Origin of the sequence: Sporolactobacillus sp. KGMB 08714, from assembly GCF_036598985.1 — a bacterium.
GTDB lineage: Bacteria > Bacillota > Bacilli > Bacillales > Sporolactobacillaceae > Sporolactobacillus.
Map to the genome: position 1 here is coordinate 72,453 of NZ_JAUUBW010000023.1, position 18,077 is coordinate 90,529.

Annotated in this window: 13 protein-coding genes and 1 riboswitch; of the genes, 8 read left to right on the forward strand and 5 right to left on the reverse strand. The window is 51.6% G+C overall.

Going from position 1 to position 18,077, the window contains the following annotated elements; genetic code table 11:
* The 3 genes from Q6A92_RS11135 to Q6A92_RS11145 form a co-directional block, all read right to left on the reverse strand.
* Entirely contained in the window at window positions 1-711 is a 711-nt protein-coding gene (locus tag Q6A92_RS11135; RefSeq protein ID WP_274398981.1) for an ABC transporter ATP-binding protein, read from the reverse strand.
* Window position 712: 1 nt separating this feature from the next.
* Entirely contained in the window at window positions 713-1,111 is a 399-nt protein-coding gene (locus Q6A92_RS11140; RefSeq protein ID WP_332238210.1) for a GntR family transcriptional regulator, read from the reverse strand.
* 159 nt (window positions 1,112-1,270) lie between these two features.
* Window positions 1,271-2,518, reverse strand: coding sequence for an MFS transporter (locus Q6A92_RS11145; protein ID WP_332238211.1), 1,248 nt, complete (start codon window positions 2,516-2,518; stop codon window positions 1,271-1,273).
* Window positions 2,519-2,863: 345 nt separating this feature from the next.
* Here Q6A92_RS11145 and Q6A92_RS11150 point away from each other — a divergent pair, with 345 nt between their 5' ends.
* The 3 genes from Q6A92_RS11150 to Q6A92_RS11160 all read left to right on the forward strand — a co-directional run bounded on the left by Q6A92_RS11150 (window position 2,864) and on the right by Q6A92_RS11160 (window position 7,867).
* On the forward strand, window positions 2,864-3,625 hold the full coding sequence (locus Q6A92_RS11150) for an N-acetylmuramoyl-L-alanine amidase (RefSeq protein ID WP_332238212.1): 762 nt from the start codon (window positions 2,864-2,866) through the stop codon (window positions 3,623-3,625).
* Between the two features lie 1,486 nt (window positions 3,626-5,111).
* Window positions 5,112-6,206, forward strand: a complete 1,095-nt coding sequence (locus Q6A92_RS11155; RefSeq protein ID WP_332238213.1) for a branched-chain amino acid aminotransferase — start codon at window positions 5,112-5,114, stop codon at window positions 6,204-6,206.
* Window positions 6,207-6,697: 491 nt separating this feature from the next.
* Entirely contained in the window at window positions 6,698-7,867 is a 1,170-nt protein-coding gene (locus Q6A92_RS11160; protein WP_332238214.1) for an aminotransferase A, read from the forward strand.
* 786 nt (window positions 7,868-8,653) lie between these two features.
* Here the strand turns inward: Q6A92_RS11160 and Q6A92_RS11165 are convergent.
* Complete coding sequence (locus tag Q6A92_RS11165) at window positions 8,654-9,118, reverse strand: Hsp20/alpha crystallin family protein (protein WP_332238215.1); 465 nt, start codon at window positions 9,116-9,118, stop codon at window positions 8,654-8,656.
* A gap of 381 nt (window positions 9,119-9,499) precedes the next feature.
* On the opposite strand from Q6A92_RS11165, the gene recQ reads away from it, so the two are divergent.
* The 4 genes from recQ (at window position 9,500) to Q6A92_RS11185 (ending at window position 14,935) form a co-directional block, all read left to right on the forward strand.
* Entirely contained in the window at window positions 9,500-11,305 is a 1,806-nt protein-coding gene (gene recQ, locus Q6A92_RS11170) for a DNA helicase RecQ (protein WP_274398969.1), read from the forward strand.
* 83 nt (window positions 11,306-11,388) lie between these two features.
* A riboswitch (Lysine riboswitch) is annotated at window positions 11,389-11,569 on the forward strand.
* Between the two features lie 324 nt (window positions 11,570-11,893).
* A complete protein-coding gene (locus Q6A92_RS11175) occupies window positions 11,894-13,381 on the forward strand; it encodes an amino acid permease (protein WP_332238216.1) in 1,488 nt (495 codons plus the stop codon).
* Window positions 13,382-13,695: 314 nt separating this feature from the next.
* Window positions 13,696-14,004 (forward strand): hypothetical protein, encoded by a 309-nt coding sequence (locus tag Q6A92_RS11180; protein ID WP_332238217.1) that lies wholly within the window; start codon window positions 13,696-13,698, stop codon window positions 14,002-14,004.
* Window positions 14,005-14,605: 601 nt separating this feature from the next.
* Window positions 14,606-14,935, forward strand: coding sequence for a DUF1516 family protein (locus Q6A92_RS11185; protein WP_274398964.1), 330 nt, complete (start codon window positions 14,606-14,608; stop codon window positions 14,933-14,935).
* Window positions 14,936-15,275: 340 nt separating this feature from the next.
* Here the strand turns inward: Q6A92_RS11185 and Q6A92_RS11190 are convergent, their stop codons facing one another.
* On the reverse strand, window positions 15,276-16,463 hold the full coding sequence (locus tag Q6A92_RS11190) for an aminotransferase class I/II-fold pyridoxal phosphate-dependent enzyme (RefSeq protein WP_274398963.1): 1,188 nt from the start codon (window positions 16,461-16,463) through the stop codon (window positions 15,276-15,278).
* Window positions 16,464-16,809: 346 nt separating this feature from the next.
* Here Q6A92_RS11190 and Q6A92_RS11195 point away from each other — a divergent pair, with 346 nt between their 5' ends.
* On the forward strand, window positions 16,810-18,069 hold the full coding sequence (locus Q6A92_RS11195; protein ID WP_274398962.1) for a glycosyl hydrolase family 18 protein: 1,260 nt from the start codon (window positions 16,810-16,812) through the stop codon (window positions 18,067-18,069).
* The last annotated feature ends 8 nt before the right edge of the window (window positions 18,070-18,077 follow it).

Genomic DNA, 18,077 nt, shown 5'->3' on the forward strand with positions numbered 1-18,077 from the left:
TTATCTTTCCTCCTCGCGGTAGAGCTTCTTTGACAGGGCATCGATCGAGCCGTACTGCCTGCGCAGCGATTCTGCCTCGCCGGACAGTGCCACGCGTCCCTGTCTCAGGAAAACAACATCATCGAACAGGCCTTCCGCTTCGTAAATTTCATGTGTGCTGATCAGCAGCGTCTGCTGCTTCTCGCTGAGCGCGTCAATCAGGACGTCTATAATGTGTTCCCGCGAGCTGCCGTCTATTCCGGAAAACGGCTCGTCAAGAATCACAAGCGGAACGCGGCGGGCCATACATAAAATCAGCATCAGCCGCGCTTCCTGCCCCTTCGACATCTCGCTGGCTTTCAGATCCCGCGGAAGACGCATGATCTCTGCAAGCCGGCCGGCCTCTTCGCGATCAAAACCGGGAAGAAAACGGCTCCCCCATTCGATGCCCTGATCGGCAGTATAATCGCTGTACCAGCGTGCACGGTCGGGCAGATAAGCTATTTCGGCATCGCTGCGCCATCCCGGTTCCTTTCCGAGTACCTCGATCTGTCCGTTATCGGGCCGGACAAGACCGACAATCATTCGGAAAAAGGTTGATTTTCCGGCACCGTTCGCCCCGAGGACGCCCAAAACCCGCCCTTTGCCGACATTCAGTGTCAGGTTCTCAACGGCAGCCCGGCTGCCGTATCTTTTTGTGAGTTCTTTTGCGGAAATCACCGGCTCGGACATTTCATCGTTCCCCCTTCTTTTTTTTGATCGTGTTCAGAAAAGACTGTATTTCCGTCCACCTGAATCCAAGGCAGTACATATTTTCTAAAAACTGATTGCTGTAATCAAAAGCGAGCCGTTCTTTAAAACGTCTGATCTGGGCTGCCGATTCTGTTACAAACGTACCCTGGCCGCGCCTTTTCTCCGTCAGTCCGTCACGCTCAAGTTCCTGATAGGCGTGCATGACTGTGTTCGGATTAATTTTTAATTCATGAGCCATTTCCCGGACAGAAGGAATTTTTTCCCCTGCATGAATCGTTCCCCTGGCAATAAAACGGCGCATCTGCGTGAGTATCTGTTCGTAAAGAGGGCGGCTGAGATCAAGCGTAAGCAGGAGCGGCCCGACCTGCCGCTCATTCATGGAACAACCTCCATTCGGATTCATGCACATTATATGTTTCACGTGTATTATATCATATAATACACATAAAAAAGAAATGCATGCAAAAAAATTCCGGCTGCAGGCCGGAATCATGAGTCCTTGGCGTCAAAACACGCGCTGCTCGTTTTTCTCACCACTTTACGGTTTATTAAACCTTGATCCCCGGGAGGAAAAAGCAAGTTTGGCCTGCCCCCTTCTCGGAAATCTATGAAAAATGCGCGGACCGTCTCCGCGTGTACGGCCGATGACAAGCAAAAAAATCAGGTAGGAGGCAGCGATACCGGCGATCGACCATAACGTCGCCGTCATACCGGCATGGTCGATCGAGAAACCGGTAAATGCAGGGAAAACGGCCGATCCGAGACCGGAAAGGCCGGCAATGACCGGCGTGACCAGGTGGGCGCTGTCCGGGATCGAATAGTTGGCATAAACGAGCGTGATCGAATAAAGGCCGGACATCATCAGGCCGAGTGTCGTGACAAAAAAGTAGCCCATCGGCGCGTTCTTCAGAGTGATAAACAGAATCAGCGAAAGAAGCGCTCCGCAGATATTGATCAGCAAATAAATATTATAGGCAACTCTGCGTATGATCACCCCGGTTAATGCCCGCCCGACGACCATTGCTGCCCAAAAAACGCCGATGCTGATCGACGCGTCGTATGCCACGACATCCAGATAGTTCATAAAAATCGATGACAGAAAGTTGTTCAGGCTGCCTTCAAGCCCTCCGTACAGAAAAACAATCAGGGCAAACAGCCCGAGCGTGATCCATTTTCGGCCCATCCGCAGCGGCCCGGATTCTGCAAGGCCGGAAGCATCCAGCCGCTCCGACGGCACGGCGGCTTTTTTTGAAAAGGAGATCTGTGTCCAAACGACGGCCAGAATGAGGGCAAGTACAGATGTTACAACGAACAGATAGCGCCATATATTCAGCGCGATGAACAGGCTGGCCATGATCGGCATTGTAAACGCGCCGAGACCGAACGATACTTCGAGATAGCTCATGGCAACGGCCTGCCTGCCGATAAAGACTTCAATGATCATGGTGGCGACAACGACGCCGATGGCGGCCTGCCCCATACTGTTTATGAAATAGAACGCCATGAACAGCGGAATGGGAGGGAGGAGCAGAATGCCGAGCTGAGCCCCTGCGATAATCAGAGACGAGACGGTCAGCAAAGGTTTCGGCCGGAATCGGTTATTCAAATAGGAAGAAACGAGCACTCCGGCGAGAAAGCCCATAGCGCCAATAAAAATCAGCTGCCCGCCGATTGTGTACGAGACTTTGTAATACGCCAGCAGCTGAGGCAGTACGGATCCGATGGAAATAGCAGTCAGTCCGGTCAGAAAATACAAGGCGCATGACGCTAAAGTAAATTGACGCATAAGCCACTCCTTTTTAGGACGGATTGAAAATGGATAAATGAAAAAAGTAAAGAAGACGTGAAGAACATCTGTCCGCTCACACATTTTTTAAATCACAACTCAGTACATTGTAGCAGGATTGCCCACCCGATTAAAGATATTTTTCGGACGTTTTTTAAATAGTTTCCGGGACCGTGCATCCGCAGAAAACAGGGGTCCGGATCGAACTTCATCCGGACATTTTAAACCCCTTCCCTCTATAAAAAACGGGTTGCGGAGTGATGTGCAGAGGTACAAGCAAAAAAGACTTTTTATAATAAAATGAAAAGAAAAATCCTATTATGGTTTGAGAGAGGACTTGGTCTGATGACATTCAAACTCTATCTGGATCCGGGGCACGGCGGCAAGGATCGCGGCGCTTCCGCATACGGATTAACGGAAAAACAGGTGACCCTTTTGATTGCCGACCGGATCCGGGAAATCATCGAGCGGGAATATACGGATGTAAACGTAAGAATGAGCAGGGAAAACGACACGGAAGTTTCAGTGGAGGAGCGCGTGCGTGCGGCCAATTTGTGGGGCGCCGATTTCTTTCTCAGCCTTCATGTCGATGCCGGAGACGGGACGGGTTTTGAAGACTGTATTTTTACGAAAGCCGGAAATGGTGTGGAAACATACCGGTCGACCATTCATCGGGCAGTTCTCCGAGCGACCGGCTGGGCGGACAGAGGAAAAGGAAAGGCAGATTTTTCCGAACTGATGAAGAGCGGGATGCCGGCCGTGATGACAAAGAACGGGTCCATTGAGACGCGGGCGGATAATACAAAGCTGCGATCTGAGATGTTCATCGGGAAAATTGCCCGCGGCCATGTGAACGGCCTGGCCGCCGCATTCGGACTGAAGAAGAAAAAGGGCACCGATCAAGCGGGGCGTTTTCTGGTAAGGGTCCGGGCCCGGGATCTTTATTACTATGGCCGGCCCGACTGGTCGGCAAGGAACGGCCTTGTGCATAAAGGACAAGTGTTTGCCGTCGTCCGCACATTAACCGTTAACCAATCAAAAATGTACGCATTGAATAATGGCAACTATTTGACCGCCAATGAAAATTATGTGGAAAAAATTTTATAGTAAAGACATCCTTTTTTTTCTAAAATAAAGCCCGAAAATTCGGGCAAACCGGACAGGCAACTGACCGAAAGCAGGAAAATCCTTTTCTCCCTTCTCTGACCGGACAAAAAAATTAATTTAAATGGGCGTCCCCTCCATTCATGTATCCTGTCGAATCACGGTGTGAAAGCGCCGTCGATTTTTCCAGAAGACGATCGCTTGCATGGGCGCCAGTCTATTCTTTTGAATGTTCAGGCGGGCGGCGGTTTATTCCTTCGAAAAAAGAGAGATATCCGGTACGGACAGGCGTTACCTGGCGGAAACACCCGATCTTTCTCTTCGGCCCGCCGCGAATTTCTGTGAATCGTGGCGAAGACCGCCAGGAAAATGCCGGCGTATCAACAATAAACGGACTGGAATCAATTAGTGCGGATAATCGGAATGTACCTGATTGATTTAATCAATTGTTGCAGGGAGTTCAGTCGTCAAACTCTTGCCGGGGCGATACTTTGCCGGAACAGGGCGAATCGAGATCATTTTAGAGCGATAGCTCGCTGCTTCAGGTCGATTCATTCTTTTTTCGGGGTGATAAACTCTTGCTGGGGCGATACTTTGCCGGAACAGGGCGAATCGAGATTATTTTAGGGCGATAGCTCGCTGTTTTAGGGCGATTCATTCTTTTTTCGGGGTGATACTTTGCCGGAACAGGGCGAATCGAGATCATTTTAGAGCGATAGCTCGCTGCTTTAGGGCGATTCATTCTTTTTTCGGGGCGATACTTTGCCGGAACAGGGAGAATCGAGATCATTTTAGAGCGATAGCTCGCTGCTTCAGGTCGATTCATTCTTTTTTCGGGGCGATAAACTCTTGCCGGGGCGATACTTTGCCGGAACAGGGCGAATCGAGATCATTTTAGAGCGATAGCTCGCTGTTTCAGGTCGATTAGCAAATTCTTCAGGGCAAAGATTTTCGGACCGATACTGCCCAGCGGCCCGGTTGTATGGATCGGATTTCAGTCCATGATCGACCGTTAGTAGCTGTTTTTCGGTCGTCGACGGTGCTTAATCGATTTTCAGCAGGTACCCCGATCTATCATCAGCCGTGACAGAAGTTTATCGACTGTGAAAACGCCATCTGTCTTTCAAAAGATGGCCTCAGGAAAAGCCGATCATCATTTAATGGCACAGCAGGACAATAAGCTAAAGAGAGACTCATATTAATTTATTTTAAATGTATACCGTCCGACGTACATGCACGAAGAACGGCAGCCTGCTCCCAGTGGACGGAATCATTTATTCAGAATCTGGAAAAAACAAACCTTTTTGACAGGGCCTGAAAGAAGCGCCCGCCTGTGTATTTCGGATCATGGGACGGGTCCGCGCAGCAGGCCTTTTCCGGGTCTGGGCGACCACTCGGAGGAAAGCGGCAGCTCACGACGCGATATAGCGATTTTTCCTCCATATTGATATAATTAACTAAAAAGATTTATCAGGGAGGAAAAAGAATCATGGGGCAGCAGATTGCGTTTCAGAAAGCGGATCGGCTGAAGGTTAAGCCGGATCCGGAAAATCTCGGTTTCGGAAAGCATTTTACAGATTACATGTTTGAGATGGACTATACTGCGGCCGAAGGATGGCACGATGCCCGGATTGTTCCTTATGGCCCGATTGCGCTTGAACCCGCCGCAACAATCTTTCATTACGGTCAGGAAGTTTTCGAAGGGATGAAGGCCTATCGGGCCGAAGACGGGCGCATTCTGCTTTTCCGGCCGGAAATGAATATGAAACGGATGAACCAATCGTGCGCCCGCCTGAATATTCCGGCAATCGATGAGGTATTCGTGATTGAGGCGATCATGAAACTTGTCGCCGTCGAAAGGGACTGGATTCCTTCAAAACCCGGACAGTCCCTTTATATCCGTCCGTTTATCATCGGGACCGAACCGTTTCTCGGCGTTCATCCCGCCGAATCGTATAAGTTATTTGTTATCCTGTCGCCGGTCGCTTCCTATTTCGGCGATGCGGTTAGCCCTGTCAGGATTTATGTGGAAGATGAATATGTACGAGCGGTGAGAGGCGGAGTCGGGTTTGCCAAAACGAGCGGAAACTACGCGGCAAGCCTGAAGGCACAGTCGAAAGCCGGAGAGCTCGGCTTCGATCAGGTACTGTGGCTTGACGGCGTGGAACACAAATATGTTGAGGAAGTCGGCAGCATGAATATTTTCTTTAAAGTTGAGGGCGAAGTCTGGACGCCTGCCCTGAACGGGAGTATCCTTCCGGGTGTGACGCGCGACTCAGTCATTCGGCTGCTGCGGTATTGGGATGTTCCCGTCAAAGAGAAGAGAATTTCGGTTAAAAAGCTGTTTAAAAAGGCGGAAAAGCAGAAGCTCGAAGAAGTCTTCGGGACAGGAACGGCAGCCGTGATCTCTCCGGTCGGCTTCCTGAAATGGGAGGATCGTCTCATCAAGATTGGAAAGGGTGAGATCGGCCCACTCGCCAAGAAGCTTTACGAGACGCTGACCGGAATTCAGTCGGGCCGTCTGAAGGATGAGCTTGGCTGGACACGGGAAGTCACTGTTGAAGAAGCAGCGATGACTGACTGATGAGCCTGAAAAACAAAGCCTTTGCGCGCGGCATGCAGAGGCTTTCTTCATTTCATGCGAATAATAATCTAAATAGAGGTCTCCTCGGCATGTACCGCGGCCGTGGCGTGAAAGAAGCTATCATCTATTGGTACACAGTGGAATAAAGAGGGCAGTCTGCCAGTGCCCGTGGCGGAATACTCCTCTGGAGGGCGTATGAGGGGCAGACGGGTGGTCATTCCGGAAATACCGGCTGCTTTTCTTCCGCCTGCTGCATATTTATATGAATCGTGCCGAAAATCATCGGCCAACGCCGGTATATCACGGGTAAATAGCCGTTTATCATTGGTAGACTTCAGAATTTCGGAAGCAAGTGTGCAAAATCAACAGCAAAACGTAAAGAATCAACAGTCAACGACCTGAAATCAATATGTGTGAATAGCCGGAACTATAAAAGGGCTTTTGGCCGGTGAACGGCAGGGCGGTATCGACGCTCCGAAGGGATGAGAAATATGGAAAGCAGAGTGAACGGACGTGTCCGCTCGATTCAGATCAGCGGCATCCGTCGTTTTTTTAATAAAGTCAAAGACTATCCGGGGGCGGTTTCACTGACGATCGGTCAGCCTGATTTTCCGACGCCGGAGCATATTAAAGAGGCCGGGAAGGCGGCGATTGATCATAATCACACGGTCTATACAGCGAATGCCGGACTTCTCGGGCTGCGGCAGGCCGTTTCCGGATATGTCGCTGAAAAATACAATCTTTACTACGACCCGGAAACGGAAATCATCACTACGGTCGGTGCCAGTGAGGCGCTCGATCTCTCCTTCCGAACCATTCTCGAGCAAGGGGACGAAGTCATTCTGCCCGGACCGGCCTATCCGGGTTACGCGGCGCCGATCAGGCTCGCCGGCGGCGTTCCCGTCTATATTGATACGACCGGAACCGGCTTTAAGATGACGGCGGATCAGATTGCCGGCCGGCTGAACGAACGGACGAAGGCGGTTATTCTGCCGTATCCTTCCAATCCGACAGGCTGCGTGCTGTCCGCCGATGAACTGGCCGCCATTGCCGATCTGCTTCGGGATCGGGACATTTTTGTTGTCTCCGATGAAATTTACAGCGAACTTACGTACGGACGGAAGCACGTTTCCATTGCTTCTTTTCCGGGAATGAAAAAGGCGGCTCTCGTAATCAACGGACTGTCGAAATCGCACGCGATGACGGGCTGGCGGATGGGCTATGTGCTTGCCGACCGGCCGATTGCCGAACAGCTGATTAAGGTCCATCAATACGGAATTTCCTGCATCACCAGCATTACCCAGTATGCGGCGATCGAAGCGCTGACTGCTGGGAAGGACGACGCGGCGCCGATGAGAAAAGCTTATAGGCAGCGGCTCGATTACGTGCTCGGCCGGCTTGAAAAGATGGGCATCGAGGCGGTCCGTCCGTCGGGTGCATTTTATGTGTTCCCGTCGATTAAAAAATTCAGCATGACGTCTGAAGATTTCGCGCTGCATCTGCTTGAAAAGGAGCGGCTGGCGGCAGTGCCCGGCAGTGCCTTTTCTTCATACGGCGAAGGCTATCTGCGCCTGTCCTACGCCTATTCACCGGAAGTCCTCAAGGAAGGGCTCGACCGGCTTGAAAGGTTTGTCGGCGGCCTGAACGGATCATTAAGCTGATAGGGAGAAAAAGAAATAACCGGCTGTACCCGCATCGCTGTTTATGTCGGACTTTGATTAAATGAGGCAGAGCGCCGGAAATGACACCGCTGAAAAAATAAGGCATTCCAGGATCAAAGCGACTTTACCATTTTTCTGTGTTGCCGGGTACTCAGTTTTGCCGGCTCAACTGAACCGGCTGAATCAGCGCGAGACATTTTGTCGGGCTGAACATCCCTCCAGATGCAGATGCGGGCCATCGTGTGCTCTTCCGGAGAACGGGTATTGTCTTCTGAAAGACGATGTGAACGGCGATAATGCTTCTCTGACAGGTGATATCATTCGCGGACGGGTGTTAAATGCCGAAAATGTCCGACACTTTTCTTCCGTCTGCCGTCTATTCATGTGAATCATGCCGAAAATTGTCCGCAGGCATTGGAAAAGCACCGGTAAGTTGCAAAGCATCACCCGTAACTGCCGGCATATCGTTGGTAAACAGCAAAATATCAACATGGGAAATCACCCATAACGGCCTAGTAAGTGCAAATAATCGGAACGGAAGAAAGAAATTTTAACGGACATTTCAACAGTGATGGAACGCCCATCCTGAAGGGCCGGTTTGTTATCGATACCTTGGGACACAGTCTGCCGGCCTGATGGCAAGAGGAAAAAAGAAAAGGCTATCCTGACGCTGTCATGGATTAGGCAGGCACTCCAATCTTTGATTGTTCAAAGGGTGCGCAATAGAAAGAATAAAAAGGGACGTCTCATCGTCGAAAAATCGGCTGATGCGGCGCCCTTCTTTTCTCACTCGATCGCCAGTGTGTCGATGGCTTTCGGATGTTTCGGCCCGTGAATTTTCAATATTCCGTTTGAAAATGAGGCACGGGTGCGCGACCGGTCAATGGTATACGGAAGGACGATCAGACGTTCAGCCCGCTCAAACCGTCTTTCGTGTGTCTGGATGTTTTTTTCTTCGTTCTTCGTTTCCATTGAGACATCGTTTTCTATCGCAATCCGGATCCGGTCTCCCAACAGTTCAATATGAATGTTTTCCTGTTTCACACCGGGAAGTTCGGCTTCGACAATCCATTCATCCCCGGATTCGTATTGGCGGACGGAGAATCCGGCGAAAAACGAATGCTTTTCAAAAAAGTCGTCAATCGATTTTAAAATACCGCGAAAAGGATCCTGCTGAAAAAAGGTATCGATCTCATCCATCAGATTTCGTCTTATCGGCAATCGGGGATCCTGATGATCTTTCTGATCCATAATTATCAATTCTCCCTTCATAAAACCAATCTACTTCAGCATATGAGAAATTATATGAATGGTTCGGACGGATAGCGGACGCTTCCGCCGGGCTTCTGATTTTTGGGAAACAACGGTCCGGTTTGTTGAGCCTTTTCACGATCAGGCGCGGCGGCCGATCGTGAAAAGATCGATAGAATCGCTCAAAGTCGGTCGATTCTGAATGGCAGCGGCGGCCGCTGCATCCCGTCGACGGCCAGAAGAGGCGCCTGAAATCGGCCGGTGCCGGACATTTTACGTTCAGGCAGAAAAACGAAACTTGGCCGGATTGGGCGGATCCTGTGATAAAATGAAACTAGTATTTTCGCGGCATGCAAAGGCCGGAAAAAGGTGGTTTCATTGATGCAGGACGCTGTCCACAAAGTATTGAAACAATATTTCGGTTATGATGAATTGCGCAAGGGCCAGGGTGAGATTATTTCGTCTCTGCTGTCCGGCAAAGATACGGTCGGCATCATGCCGACGGGAGGCGGGAAATCGCTCTGTTATCAGATACCGTCCCTGCTTCTCCCGGGGACGACGCTGGTGATTTCCCCGCTGATCTCGCTGATGAAGGATCAAGTCGATGCTCTGGAGAATGCAGGGATTGCGGCGACGTTTATTAACAGCTCGCTTTCTTTCGGCGACGGCAAAAGGCGGCTGAACCAGGCAGCCGCCGGCCGTTACAGGCTGGTGTATGTGGCTCCGGAACGTCTGGAGGTTCCGGCTTTCCAGCAGGCACTTGAGAAGATGAACGTCTCGCTTGTCGCCGTTGACGAGGCCCATTGTATCTCGCAGTGGGGCCATGATTTTCGGCCGAGCTACCGCCTGATTGCGGATATGATTGCCCGCTTCCCGCGCAAGCCTGCCGTCGCCGCTCTGACGGCAACGGCCACTCCGCGTGTTACGGCCGATATCTGCCGGCTGCTCCATATTCCGCAGACCCACGTCGTCATCACCGGATTTGCCCGCGACAACCTTAATTTTCAAGTGATCCGCGGCCAGAATCCGGATGCTTTTTTGCGGGATTATCTAAAAAAGAATCGCGATCAGCCGGGCATTATTTATGCCGCGACGCGCAAAGAAGTGGATCGGCTCTGCGACAGACTGACAACAGACGGATTCGCGGCCGGAAAATATCATGCGGGTCTCTCCGAGGCAGAACGTGCGGCCGGCCAGGAGCATTTTCTCTATGACGATTTATCGGTGCTGGTGGCGACGAACGCTTTCGGCATGGGTATTAACAAGTCGAATGTCCGCTATGTGATTCATTACAATATGCCCCGCAATATTGAGGCTTATTATCAGGAGGCGGGCAGAGCGGGGCGCGACGGTGAAAAAAGCGACTGCATCCTGCTTTTTTCGCCGCAGGATATCCGGCTTCAGAAATTTTTTATCGAACAATCGGAAATGGACGATGCGCTGAAAAATGAGGAATATCATAAGCTTGAACAGATGGTCGGATACTGCCACACGGAGTCCTGCCTGCAGGCTTATATTCTCCGCTATTTCGGAGAACAGAATTCCGAGCCGTGCCGTCACTGCGGCAACTGTCTCGATACCCGCGAAAAAACGGATGTCACGACGGCGGCACAGAAAGTGCTTTCCTGTGTTAAACGGCTGCGCGAGCGTTACGGGAAAACGATGGTGACTAAGGTGCTTGCCGGGGCGGCCGATCAGAAAATCATTCAATATAAACTGAATACCCTGCCGACTTACGGTATTATGAAAGATTTGACACAGCGGCGAATCGGCGAATTTATCGATTTTCTGACCGCCGAGCAGTATTTGGCCCAGCAGGGCGGCGCCTATCCGACTCTGGCACTGACTGCCCGGTCGCTGCCGGTGCTAAAAGGAGAGACACACGTGCTGAAAAAGGGTGCGGTGCGGGCCGTGCAGCTTGAAGTTCATAATGAACTGTTTGAACGGTTGAAAAACGTGCGGAAGCAGCTCGCACAGAAAGAGTACGTGCCGCCCTATATTATCTTTTCTGATCAATCGCTCCGCGAAATGAGCGCGAAGCTGCCTGCGGAAGACCGGGAATTCCTGATGATAAAAGGGGTCGGACAGCAAAAACTGGAAAAATACGGACGCGTATTCATGAAAACGATAGCACAGTATGAAGCGGAGCGGGGCAGCATGAAGGCATCCGTTTCTCCGAACGAATGAAGACAAGAATTGACGATTGCAAAAGGGTTCTATAAAGGGTACAATGACTGTTGGTATTTAAGGCCGATCTCCTCGCATGGACCAGAGGAGGTAGAGGTTGCGGTGTTTAAGACTAGCGTATGGAAGGCATAAGGAAGCCGCTTGACTGTGCGTGAAAGGAAACATCGCCGAAGTGCGCCCGTTGCCTTAACGGGCGTGCTGGGCCCGCATCCGAAGAGGGGCGGGACTGTCACATGAAAACACATGTGATGTGCTATCGACGGAAGACATGGATGGAGAGAGTAAGAGAAGGCTGTATGGAAACATGCCGCCGCTCGGAAAGTCACACGTTTTGAGTGTCAGTTGAAAAAGTATCGCATAGATACCGGTAAGGTTGTGAGAAATTCTTTCCGGGATCGGCAGCCGTATCCGCGCGGGTCCGTGAATGACGCGAGTCGGACAGGCGCCGCCGGTATGTTCCGCCTTTTTTAACGATCCTCCCATGTATGATACATTTCGTCCGTCGTAAGCACGATGCGCTTCCGGCGGTTTTTATTTTCTTCATCTGTCTCCCGAGAGAACGAACAGAAAAAGGGGAGAAAAAGAAAGATGCAGCAGAAGATTGGAAGAAGCATGCAGTATGAAGAAGCGACAAAAAAGCCCAGAACATTAAAGCGCGGTCTGAAATCACGCCATCTGACGATGATTGCGCTCGGCGGAGCGATTGGCACGGGGCTGTTTCTGGCAAGCGGGAACTCGATCTATCAGGCGGGACCGGGCGGGGCCCTGCTTGCTTACGGCATCATCGGCATCATGGTCTATTTTCTGATGACAAGCCTCGGCGAACTCGCCGCCTTTATGCCGACGAGCGGTTCGTTCAGCACCTATGCAGCGCGATTCGTTGACCCGTCATTCGGCTTTGCGCTCGGCTGGAACTACTGGTATAACTGGGCCATCACCATCGCCAGCGAACTGTCCGCGGCAACGCTGATCATGAAATTCTGGTTCCCGGACAGCCCGTCGATACTCTGGAGCGGCCTGTTTTTGCTGATTATTTTTTTACTGAATGCCCTGTCTGTAAAAGGGTACGGCGAATCGGAATATTGGTTTGCTTTTATTAAAATTGCGACGGTCATTATCTTTATCGTTCTCGGCCTTCTGATGATTGTCGGGATTATCGGCGGCGGCGTGCCCGGTTTCCGAAATTTTACGATCGGCGACGCCCCCTTCCACGGAGGCTTTCTGGCGACGTTCGGCGTTTTTCTGGCGGCCGGCTATTCATTCCAGGGCACGGAGCTGCTTGGCGTCAGCGCCGGCGAAAGCACGCATCCGGAGAAAAATGTACCGAAGGCCATGAAAACAATATTTTGGCGGATCCTGCTGTTCTACATCCTGGCTATTTTTATCATCGGCATGATCATACCTTACACCAATCACAATTTGTCGATTACTGACACGATCATGGTCAGTCCGTTTACACTGGTGTTTCAGAAGGCCGGTCTTGCGGTCGCGGCTTCTGTCATGAATGCCGTGATTTTAACTGCGGTGCTTTCGGCCGGCAACTCCGGGCTGTATGCTTCGACGCGGATTCTTTATGCGCTTGCAAGAAAGGGCAAGGCACCCAGGCTTCTCGGCTTTGTCACGAAAAACGGTATTCCGCTCTGGTCGCTGATCATAACGGCGGCATTCGGCTTTCTCGCTTTTCTGGCATCGGGTTTTGGCGACGGTATCGTCTATAACTGGCTGCTCAGTGCTTCGGGCATGTGCGGATTCATTGCCTGGCTCGGCATTGCCGTCAGTCATTGGCGCTTTCGCCGGGCCTATTCCGCTCAGGGAGGAAAACTTGAAAATCTGCCTTATCGTGCGAAGTGGTTTCCATTCGGCCCCCTGTTTGCCTTTGCCGTCTGCATGATCGTCGTCATCGGTCAAAGCATGAACGCCTTTTCGGGCGGAAGGATCGACTGGGGCAACCTGATTGCTTCCTACGTCGGCATTCCCGTCTTTCTGGCCGTCTGGCTGATTGCCAAATGGAAGATGAAGGCGAAATTGATTCCCCTTGAAAAGTGCGATATCTCGCAGAAACACTATGCCGAATAAACGGATGGGACGAAATACGGCCGACTTATGGAAGCGCCGATCGCAGCGTGAATGCGTCATCCGCTCTTCTGGAAGGGATCTGTATTCTTCCGGACAGCAACGAGGGACGATATGCTCTTTCTGAAGGACGATATCACACGCGGCCGGGTGCTAAATTGCGGAAGTGCCCGATATTTTTCTTCCGTCCATTGTACATTCGTATGAATCGTGCCGAAAAGCGTCGGTAAATGCTAAAATCAACGATAGTCATACCGAAATCCGAAAATTCGCACCAAAATGTTAAACGGCCCTGTTTCAGGAGGGTTTGTCGGCCGTTGTATCCGGGTCATCGATTATCGGTCGACACACCAGGCTTATCGGTCAACGCAGCGATTTTATCGGTCGCCGTACTCGCTTTATCGGTCGATATACCGGTTTTATCGGTCATCGGATCCAGTTTATCGGTCGGCACAGTGGATTTAACGATCGGCTCCCGTGCTATCGGTCAACGCAGCGATTTTATCGGTCGCCGTGCTCGCTTTATCGGTCAATGTAGCGGTTTAATCGGTCGCCGTGCTTGCTTTATCGGTCGATATACCGGTTTTATCGGTCATCGCGGCAATATTATCGGTCAATGTACCTGATTTATCGGTCGTGCCCAAATGACGCCGGACTCACCCTGAATCCGGTTGATATCCAAATAGAACCCGGATTGAGGTTGCAGAATAGCACCAGTCATCGTCAGAAAAATGCGGAAAGTCGACTGTGACAGCTAAAGAATTAATAAGTGCGAATAATTGAAATTATAAGATATATATCACCAAGCATTTCCTCCTTTCAACAGCAACGGAGATCATCCTGAACGGCCGCTTGGCACTTTGGGATGCTGTTTGCCGACCTGGATGGGACTATATAAATTTATAATAAACAGCTGACGATGCGCCGTTCGATTTTATCGTCCTCAGCGGGTGCACCCGACTTCGGCACCGGGTATTGCGGCGGTCCGCTCGGTAGCGGCAGGCTTTGTTCCGGCAGCCAATGAAGCATTGCTTATAACGGCTCATCGTTTTTCGGATAGGAGCACTCCCCCGCTTCTGGCCGCACATCGACCGGCGGATTTATTTAGGTCTGCAGAAACCTTCAGGTCGCGGATTGTGAGTCCGGGCGCTTTCCGTGATAAACTGGACAGTGAAATAGAAAAGAGCGGTCCGTTTTTTAACGGAAAAACAACGGGAGGGGCTGTCATTGTTCCACTTTTTAGTACAAACACATAGCGGCATGTGGGGGATCATGGTGTTGCTGTTTATTCTCGGTTTCGCGTTCTATCGGCAGCGCGGATGGAAAATCGGCCTGAGGCTGGCCTATCTTGTGATGATCGTGACCGGCGTGTGGATGCTTGCGTTGAAGGGCTTCCCATGGCTGTTTATTTTAAAGGGTATTCTTGCGCTGATCCTGATCGGCATAATGGAAATGACGCTCGCCAGGCGCAAAAGAAAAGAACCCACTTTCTTTATGTGGCTTCTGATCATCGTTATTTTAATCGTAATTCTGCTGATCGGTTATGGAGTATTCTAAATAATGGCTGCGGCCATGAAGTGGCGTGTCAAAGGGCCGCCCGAAAATAAGAAATCGACAGGCTCATCTGAACCTGTCGATTTTTGTTCCGGAGTCTTAAAATTTTTGCCGATTATTTGTAAGAGTCCGCGAAAGTCCTTAATTGGCTTCGTCCTGCCATCGGTCGACAGCCTTTTGAAGAAGAAACGGAGGACTTTTTGACAGGAGGGAGGCTTCCACGAAAGATCCGGAAAGAAATTGTTTAATAAACTCGGATCTTGAATTTTACAAGGTTTTTGGAATCGGCCCCTTTTTACGGATCAAATCGGAACAGCCTGATCGGCCGGCAGACATTGTTTTGTTATACGTTCGTTGCCTGCAGGATGCCGGAAGCCTGAATCCTTTTTGCGGCTTCGCGCAGGCGGCCTTCGGGTTCCAGCAGTCCTGCACGCACAAACAGATCTCCATGGCTTCCGAATCCGATCCCCGGTGCCATGGCAACATGTGCTCTTTCCAGCAGTGCGCGGACGAACGTCTCCGAAGTATACCCGTCCGGTATTCTGAACCAGCAGAAAAAAGAGCCCTTTGGTGCCTGAACATTCCAGCCGATCGCGCGCAGGCTTTCGACAAGGACGTTCCGGCGCCGTTCGTAGCGTACGCACAGGTCGCGGACGGAGTCCTGGGGACCGAGCAGCGCAGCCGATGCGGCATCCTGTACCGCACCGAACACGTCGCTGTGTGCCATTTCATGAAAACGATTGAATGCCCGGATGATTGAAGCGTTCCCGGCGGCGAATCCGAAGCGCCAGCCGGCCATGTTATAGGTCTTGGACATCGTGCAGACTTCAATGCCCTGTTCTTTTGCGCCCGGCGTCTGCAGGAAACTGCGGGGGCGCACGCCGTCAAATCCGAAGGCGGCATAAGCGAAGTCATGGACGACGGGCAGATGGTACGCCCGGGCGAAAGAAAGGGTGTCGGCAAAAAATTGTTCCGTCGCTACGGCGCCTGTCGGGTTATTCGGATAGTTCAGCATCAGCAGCCGGGCTTTTTCCAGAATCTGATCCGGAATCGTCCGGTAATCCGGCAGAAAGTTATTTTCAGCGCGTACCGGAATGCCGTAGACGTCGGCGCCTGCAAGCGACGGACAGGAAAAATACATCGGATAGCCGGGATCCGTCGTGATCATGATGTCGCCCGGATTCAGCAGAATCTGAGGCAGTGCGGCGATGGCAATGGTTGCCCCGTCAAAAACCGTGATTTCCGTCTCGGGATCGAGCGGCACTCCGTATTCCCGCAAATAGAACGAAGCGATCGCTTCTTTGGCGCTTCGCTTGCCGCCGTACGGCGGATAGCCCTGATTCTCCGGAAGCCGCGCAGCGCGGCCGAGCGCCCGGACGATAGGCTCCGGAGTCGGCTGATCCGGACTGCCCGTTTCCAGATGAATCAGATCAATTCCTTTATTCTCAAACGCATCAATCATTCGGTCGATCCGGGCAAAATAGTTGCCGGGTATTGTCCGGACGAGTTCTGAAGGAATGAAATCAACCATGAAAAAGCCTCCAATTTCAACGGGTTATTCCTATTACATTATTCCAAACAAGAGAAATCGCAACAACGCACCGCTTATTTACAAGCCGCTTTGATCGGGCTTCGCTCCGGCCGATCGCTGTCCTGCATCTATTATCCATTGCGCGCAGGAATCCCTGGCCCCTTGGGCTGTGAAAAAGCAACAGACGAAAAAATTTTATCCCATTCATTCCTGCTCTGTCAATTTGGAACGGCTGCCTGATCCGAAGAGGCACACCCGCAGGTGCGGAGAATAGGATAGAGGGAAACGCCTAATCGATCATGAGGCGAATAGCGGCGCCCGGGACAAGGGCGGAAAGGATGGGACTATGTTTGTCTATACAGTGAAAGCGGGGGATTCTCTGTACGGCATCGGGCAGAGGTTTAATATTCCCGTTGACACATTAAGAACAGTGAACGGTCTGACGGCGACAAATATTGTCACCGGCCAGGCGCTGCTCGTGACCAGTGATGTTTATGTTGTGCAGCCCGGCGACAGTTTCTGGGCGATATCGCGTGCGGCCTTCGTACCCCTGAACGCATTAACGCAGGCGAATCCGGGCATTCGTCCGGAAAATCTGAGCCCCGGGATGAAACTGAATCTTCCCGGCATTGAGCGGCGCCCGGCAACCGTTCTCAGCTATACGCAGCTTCGGACGCCCGCCGCCGATCAGGCGCTGATTGAAAGCCATGCGCCTTACCTGACTTATGTAGGTTTATTTGAAACCCATTTTAACTGGAACGGCGATTTAAGCCCGATGAACGACAGGGCGGCGGTTCTGGCAGCCTGGCGCAGGCGTGTGACGCCGATCCTGGCGGTGACCAATCTATCGGAGACGGGTTTTAATCCCGCGCTCGTACAGCGTATGCTGAATGCTCCCGATGTACAGGCACGGCTGATCGACAACTTGATAAATCTTGCCACGTCGCATGGGTATGGCGGGATCAATATCGATTTTGAAGGGGTGCTCGCCGACGACAGAGAGGCCTTTGTTGCATTCCTGCAGGCACTGAAAGCGAGAACCCAATCAGCCGGAATCCGTCTGAGCATTGCCGTGCCGGCGAAAATGGACGACACGGTTCCGTGGGTAAAGGGCTATGACTATGAAGCGATCGGAGCCGTCGTCGATTTCATGTTCATCATGGCCTATGACTGGCACCATGCGGGCAACGAACCCGGACCGACGGCACCGATCGCCAATGTCCTCGGAACAGTCCGCTATGCGAGCTCTCTGATTGATCGGAACAAGATTATTCTGGGCACGCCGTTTTACGGCTATGACTGGGTGATTCCTTTTACCGGACAGAATCCCGGGCGGCCGATTACCAATCAGGCGGCAATCCAGCTCGCAATGAGCGAGCGGATTCCGATTAATTTCTCCGCAGCCGATCAGTCAGCCTATTTTTACTACACAGATGACAACGGGCAGAATCATGTTGTCTGGTTTGAGGATACACGCAGCCTGTTTAATAAGGCCCAGATCGCCTATAATGCAAGACTGGGCGGCATCGGCGGCTGGCAGCTGAATTTTGCCATGCCTCAGTATCCTTGGATTTTTACCCATTTCTTTCAGATCCGAAAAGTCTGAGGTGCCCG